Source organism: Microcoleus sp. S1D4 (assembly GCF_036700765.1).
In the GTDB taxonomy this organism is placed as follows: domain Bacteria; phylum Cyanobacteriota; class Cyanobacteriia; order Cyanobacteriales; family Microcoleaceae; genus Microcoleus.
This window is the reverse complement of record NZ_JAUBPP010000026.1, coordinates 85,940-92,512: the sequence shown is the minus strand read 5'-3', so window position 1 is coordinate 92,512 and position 6,573 is coordinate 85,940. Positions and strand designations below refer to the sequence as shown.

7 protein-coding genes are annotated in these 6,573 nt (G+C 44.1%); 3 read left to right on the top strand and 4 right to left on the bottom strand.

Annotated elements, in window-relative coordinates; translation table 11 throughout:
- Window positions 1-175: 175 nt before the first annotated feature.
- Window positions 176-310: a hypothetical protein gene (locus tag QT998_RS22890; protein ID WP_333117262.1), complete on the bottom strand. Its 135-nt coding sequence runs from the start codon at window positions 308-310 to the stop codon at window positions 176-178.
- Window positions 311-427: 117 nt separating this feature from the next.
- The gene (gene ispD / locus QT998_RS22885; protein ID WP_333093375.1) at window positions 428-1,111 is read right to left on the bottom strand and encodes a 2-C-methyl-D-erythritol 4-phosphate cytidylyltransferase; all 684 of its coding nucleotides are present in this window, start codon (window positions 1,109-1,111) and stop codon (window positions 428-430) included.
- A 170-nt stretch (window positions 1,112-1,281) separates the two neighbouring features.
- Between ispD and QT998_RS22880 the strand changes: the two genes are divergently transcribed.
- Window positions 1,282-2,244 carry a glycosyltransferase family 9 protein gene (locus QT998_RS22880; RefSeq protein ID WP_333117269.1) on the top strand — a complete coding sequence of 321 codons (963 nt, stop codon included), beginning with the start codon at window positions 1,282-1,284 and terminating at the stop codon, window positions 2,242-2,244.
- Between the two features lie 148 nt (window positions 2,245-2,392).
- Here QT998_RS22880 and QT998_RS22875 read toward each other — a convergent pair whose 3' ends face one another.
- Both QT998_RS22875 and QT998_RS22870 read right to left on the bottom strand, forming a co-directional pair.
- Window positions 2,393-3,112 (bottom strand): response regulator transcription factor, encoded by a 720-nt coding sequence (locus QT998_RS22875; RefSeq protein ID WP_333117260.1) that lies wholly within the window; start codon window positions 3,110-3,112, stop codon window positions 2,393-2,395.
- A 33-nt stretch (window positions 3,113-3,145) separates the two neighbouring features.
- Window positions 3,146-3,772, bottom strand: a complete 627-nt coding sequence (locus tag QT998_RS22870) for an ATP-binding protein (protein ID WP_333117258.1) — start codon at window positions 3,770-3,772, stop codon at window positions 3,146-3,148.
- A gap of 291 nt (window positions 3,773-4,063) precedes the next feature.
- Here QT998_RS22870 and QT998_RS22865 point away from each other — a divergent pair, with 291 nt between their 5' ends.
- Complete coding sequence (locus QT998_RS22865) at window positions 4,064-5,479, top strand: NACHT domain-containing protein (RefSeq protein WP_333117256.1); 1,416 nt, start codon at window positions 4,064-4,066, stop codon at window positions 5,477-5,479.
- A 1-nt stretch (window position 5,480) separates the two neighbouring features.
- A partial coding sequence (locus tag QT998_RS22860; RefSeq protein ID WP_333218157.1) for a WD40 repeat domain-containing protein occupies window positions 5,481-6,573 on the top strand: 1,093 nt, incomplete at its 3' end.

Below are 6,573 nucleotides of genomic sequence, written 5' to 3'. Positions count from 1 at the left end.
AAATACATAAATATAGTTACACGGAGAAAATCAATTAGGATTGCTCTAGGTCTAGAAAATCATTTAGGATTGCTATAGTGCTCCATAAAAAAAATGCTTTTTACAAAACATAGATGCTCCCCAACAAACAACAAACTCCCTCGCGCCGTCAAAAATAACTAGCAAAAAAAACGAATTATTCCTCCCCAAAAAATGTCAGTCGATTTGAGATTTTCCATTTTTCGATTTGAAATTTACTTGCTGCTGGGTGAATCACCGGAGCTTGAACTGGGGTATAAAATTTAAATTTTTCCACGGTAGTAGGTGGCACGGTCTCCGTTTTTGGGTGCAAAAAGCGAAAAAAATAGGTTTATGAAAGAAGAAGAAGCGGCAGTTTGAACCGCTTCTTTTTTGAGCAAACCCGTACCGGAAGTTTGTTGAAGATAATTTATCCGAATCTTTGGCGCAAAATGAATTCTGCTACGCTCAAATCAACGGGCGTTGTCACCTTCAAATTTGTCTCTTCTCCCTCAACAATTCGCACGGCTAAACCGCATTTTTCAAACAAAGCTGCATCGTCTGTAACTTCCCAACCCTTTTGTCGCCCTTGTTCGTGACACTGCTTTAATAATTTCACTTCAAATCCTTGGGGAGTCTGGGCCGCCCACAAATTGCTTCTGTCCGGCGTGTCTCGCACAATCCTAGACTCGTCCACCACCTTAATGGTATCCTTGACCGGGACGGCGACAATCAAGCCCGGACAGCCCAACAGAGCCTCGGCAGATCGATCGAACAATTCAGGAGTTGCCAAACACCTAGCGCCGTCGTGAATCAACACTCGATCGGCATTTGGTGGCAAAGCCTGCAAACCGTTGTAAACTGACTCTTGCCTGGTAGCCCCTCCTAGAATCAGTTCCACAGGCTTGATCAAAGCTAAGTCGGCCAGAATTGCCTTAAAATCTGGAAAATCGTCAGGCTGTCCCATGATGCCGATCCAACTAATCTGCTGCGAAGCTTCAGCAGCAGCCAAAGTCCAACTCAGCAAAGGTTTAGAGAGCAAATTCAGCAGCAGTTTATTCCGCTGACTCCCCATCCGTCGCCCCGAACCTGCTGCAGGAATTAATAAGTGCATTAAGTAACCCTTCTTCACCCAACTAGGTATATATTAAGAGCGTCCTGTACTTTTGGGTCAGTTGTTTAGCTGTCAGCCAGTAGCTTTTAAAGTCTAGAAATACTATAAGCTGATAGCTGAAGACCGATCGCTGAGAGCTACCTAGATAGATAATAGCCCGATCGTTTATGATGCGAATACTAGCACTTGTCCCTGGCGGGATTGGCGACCAAATTTTATTTTTCCCCACCCTTGATGACCTCAAGCAGTCTTATCCCGACGCGCAAATTGATGTCATCGTGGAACCGAGGGCAAAGGGTGCTTACCGAGTCTGCAAATCCGTCAAAGAAGTCTTGACGTACAATTTCAAAGACCGCAACGCTATGGCAGATTTGGGCAATTTACTGGGCGTAATTCGCGATCGCGAATACGAAGCAGTTGTTTCCCTCGGCCAGCGGTGGACTGTAGGGCTGCTGCTGTGGCTGACCGGCATTCCGCAGAGAGTTGGCTATTCTGGAACTAACGGCGCTCGATTTCTCACCGATGCCGTACCTCTAAAAACTGACCAGTACGCTGCCTCAATGTATCACGATTTGCTGCAAGGATTCAACATTAAAAATCCTTGTCCGCCCCTGGCAATTAATGTACCAAAACAGGATATTCAGTGGGCGGAAGCCGAACAGCAGCGGTTGGGGGTAAAAGAAAGCGGCTACATTCTAATTCACGGCGGTTCGAGTCAATTAGCTGTGTCTAAAGGTATTGACAAAATTTACCCTACAGACAACTGGAAGCAAATAATTGAAGATTGTCAGCAGCGGCAGCCGAATTTGCCGGTTGTTGTTGTGAAAGGCCCAGAAGATGCAGACTTCGTGACAAAGTTAGTCGAGTTATGTCCAAATGTAAAAGTTATCTCGCCGGATGATGTCGGCAAGTTGGCGGCGACAATTGCTGCTGCTAATTTGATGATATGTACTGACAGTGCGCCGATGCACTTAGCTGTGGCGGTTCAAACTTATACAATAGCTTTGTTTGGCCCGACTGAACCGGCGAAATTGTTGCCAAAGAGCGATCGATTTTTGGGGATTAAATCTCCTACTGGCAAAATGGCGGACATCTCTCCTCAAGATGTTTTGAAGAAGGTTTGGGGCGGCTAAAAACTAGGATATCTTCGGTAGGGAAACGGCATTGCCGTGTCCCTACAATTAATCCGAGGATGGTTGAATTTATCGTGGAGTGCGATGGCGTTCCGCCCCGCAAGCTACGATCATTTTGGGGTAGGGGAACGGCATTACTGTGTCCTCCTTAGCAAATTTTTATTGCCGTGTGCTGGGGCGGCTCAAACCTGTAACCGTAACCCCGAATAGTTTTAATAAACTGCGATCCAGTAGCATCAACTTGAATCATTTTCTTGCGAATCTGAGCGATATGTACGCTAACAAGTTTGCCTTCTTCTGTGTCGTTGCAGTTCCACCCCCAGATTTTTTGGATTAACTGTTGGCGACTCCAAGATTGACCGGAATGACTTGCCAAAAAATACAAAATATTAAATTCCAAGGTTGTTAACTTAATCGTGCGATCGTTGAGTGTTGCTTCCCGGCGCTCTGAATCGATCGCGAATTGATCGAATACGATACGTGATGGAGTGACAAGCCTCATGCGTCTCAACACAACTTCGATACGAATTGCTAACTCCGCCAGACCAAATGGTTTGCAGATATAGTCATCAGCACCAGCAGATAGCACTTTCAGTCGATCGGCTTCATCGGTGCGGCTGCTTAGCATTACCACAAAAACATTAGTACGGCGCTGCATTTCCTGGCAGAGGTGATAGCCTGTAGTATCTGGCAAATTCCAATCAAGAACTACTAGCACTGGTTTGAATTCCTCAAACAATTCTAAAGCACTATCGCCATCTGCTGCCGAATTTACGTGATATTTCTGATTTAAAAAGCGATGAACTAGATTGCGGATGGCTGGGTCATCATCCACAACCAGAATTTTGGGGGTAGTATCAACAACCATAACAAAAATATCTCTTTCTTTTGTTAATGAAATTTAGTAAAACGTAAAGCCCAGCTCGTTCCAGCTAAACAGATTTTTTTCGGGCAATTCTTCTTTTAACTTCGCTTTCAGGTCAAACAACTGTCCCCAATCCCAAATTTTGATTTCTAGGCGATCGGCAAAAACTGCGATCGCAAGCTCAATCGGAGTTTCTGAGGGTAGAGTTTTGTGTGCGTGGCGAACAGCATTGGTAAACCCTTCAATCGCTGCAAGTTTGCACTGTTGCAAAACTGCTTCGGGAATTGTTTGTAGATTCTCTAAAAAAAACTGCTCAATCCACCATAAAACTTGAGTTACACCCTTGATATCCGACTTTAGTTGCAGGCTTATTTTTTGGAGTGGCTGATTAGAAGAATTTCGAGCGGACTGAGGAGTGAGTTGCTCTTGAAGCCAGTTAAAGCTGTTCAAAACATCGATCGCCCGCTTAAAATAACCAGCTTGAGTGCTAGGTTGGGGTGGTACTGGCTGAAAATATTTGATAATTAACAAACAGTTTCGACCGTCAGAGGTGCGGGTATAACTTAGCTCATCGGCAATTTTGCCCATAAGTTTTATACCTATTCCACTTGATGGAATTTCATCGATGTCAGAGTGCGAGTTGCCGAACAAGTTAAAATTCATTTGACTGACCTCTCTTGTTTATCAAAACTTGTTTGTGTGTCTTGATAAAATCATGGCATCAATTTAATTGAGTGAAGTTGACCAGAGGTATAAACTTAGGTCTATTAGAGGTCGGTATAATCAAAGTATACTCAAGGTATAATTAAACTACATTCATGCAGAGTCCCTATCCTTCACAAGGCTCAGGACTGCGAAGCATCCCAGCCGTCTCAGAGATCCTTGGCAAGGCTCAGGATGATTTAAGTGCATGATGCGTAAGTTGTAATAAAGTTGAATAAGGGGTTAACCTAGATGGATTGGCAAACATTCCTGAGTGGCGAATCTGGGAGACATGGATTATCGATGGAACAAACCGAAACATTACTAGCAGCACTCATCTCTCCTGAAAGAGAACCCCAAAATCAGACACAGCTTTCATTAAAATTCAGCATATCAGAAGCTACTGTAAAACAGCGAATGGGAGAGATTTACAGTAGGTTTTCAGCCAGTTTTCCTGAACTCGATCACCACGCAGGTGCAGGTAAGTTGAGGATTCTGCGGAGTAGATTAATACAGAAGTATTCTCAACCATCACAACCAGTAGTTGCTCCCTATCCTGAAGAATTTAGATCGTTAATAGAAGAAAAAATTCGCAGGTTTTGCGGCCGCCAATTTGTTTTTGATACGTTTCAGCAATTCATCACCGAAAATCCTCACGGTTATTTTACGATCGTCGGGGATGCAGGAATGGGCAAAAGCTCGCTCGCAGCCAAATACGTCTGGGAACATAAATCTCCCTGCTATTTCAATATTCTCGTCGAACGTCGCAACCGACCAGAATTGTTTTTGAAGAGCATTCGTCGGCAATTAATTGACCGCTATCAATTGCAAAATTCAGAAGACGCCGATTTACCAACTTTACTGGCACAGGTGGCGGGAAAACTCACGGCGGGCGATCGTTTGGTAATTGCAATTGATGCACTGGATGAAGTCGAACAAGAACCGGGAGGTAATCTTTTACATTTACCGAAAAATCTGCCCAATAACGTATATTTTCTACTGACTCGGCGACCCTATAGCCTCGATAAAAAGCGGTTGTTAGTAGATGTTCCAGAAGAAGAGTTAGATTTAAGAGACGAAGAGTATGTCAATGATAATCAGGATGATATCAAAGAATATATTCGGTTTGTTATCAAGACCGATTCTGACTCTAAAGAGGGTCTAAAAGAATGGATTCAAACCCGCAACATTGCCGATACAATTTTTGTCGAGCAAGTGGCAAACAAAAGCGAAAACAATTTTATGTATTTGCGGTATGTTTTACCAGCAATTGCTAAGGGCGATTACAATGACTTGAGTTTAACGCAATTGCCCGAGGGGCTGCAAGAGTATTATCAAAACCATTGGGTGCGAATGGGGATGGAAGCTAAGCCTGGGCAATTGATGGAGATTGTCTTGTATATTTTACTAGAGATTGGCACGGCGATTCCCTGCGAGATGATTGCTGGAATTACAAAGGTGGATGAATGTGACGTGGGAAAGGTTTTAGAATATAAGTGGGTTGAGTATTTGAAAAAGCAGAATGTAGAGGGAGAAATCTGCTACACCATTTATCATGCTAGTTTCCTTGACTTTCTGAAAACCAAACGGGAGATGGATTCAAATCGGAGAATTTTTCAGGAAGTAAATCAACGGATTACTGAGTATTTAGAACAGGAGATGGCATGAGATGGGAGAATTTGCTGACAAGTTAGCGGCCAAACCACTTTCCTTTCAACGTGCTTTTCTGGGCAGCTTACTGCCAAATCATGTCAAGTCAGGTAATTTAGAAAAGTATTATCAAAAACTGACTGATTTTAACTTTCTGATGGCAAAGATTCAGCATCCTGAATTTGGGGTGCAGGCACTTATTGATGATTTCAATTTGGTTGACAATTCAGAAGCATTAAGTCACCCAGAGTACAACTCAGAAAAAGCGAAATCCCTGAACTTGATTCAAAGGACACTGAGGTTGTCGGCACATATTTGGGTTCGAGATCGGACGCAACTGGCAGGGCAATTGTTAGGTCGCTTACTGTACTTTGAAATGCCTCCGATTCAGGCAATGCTGGAGGTAGCAAAGCAGTGGAAAGCAGCAGCTTGGTTGCGTCCTTTGACACCCTGTTTAACTCCCCCTCGCAGGGGATTGCTACGCACCATTGAAGGTCACAGCAACTCGGTAAATGCAGTCGCTGTCATTGCTGATGGCAAGCAGGCAATTTCTGGTTCAGGAGACAACACCCTCAAAGTCTGGGATTTAACAACTGGAAAAGAACAGTTTACTCTCAATGGTCACAGCAACTCGGTAAATGCAGTCGCTGTCATTGCTGATGGCAAGCAGGCAATTTCTGGTTCAGGAGACAACACCCTCAAAGTCTGGGATTTAACAACTGGAAAAGAACAGTTTACTCTCAATGGTCACAGCGGCTCGGTCAATGCAGTAGCCGTCACCCCCGATGGCAAGCAGGCAATTTCTGGTTCATCGGACAACACCCTCAAAGTCTGGGATTTAACAACTGGAAAGGAACAGTTTACTCTCAATGGTCACAGCGGCTCGGTCAATGCAGTAGCCGTCACCCCCGATGGCAAGCGGGGGATTTCTGGTTCATATGATAAAACCCTCAAAATCTGGGATTTAACAACTGGAAAGGAACAGTTTACTCTCAATGGTCACATAGGCTCGGTCAATGCAGTAGCCGTCACCCCCGATGGCAAGCGGGCGATTTCTGGTTCATATAATAAAACCCTCAAAGTCTGGGATTTAACAACTGGAAAGGAACAGT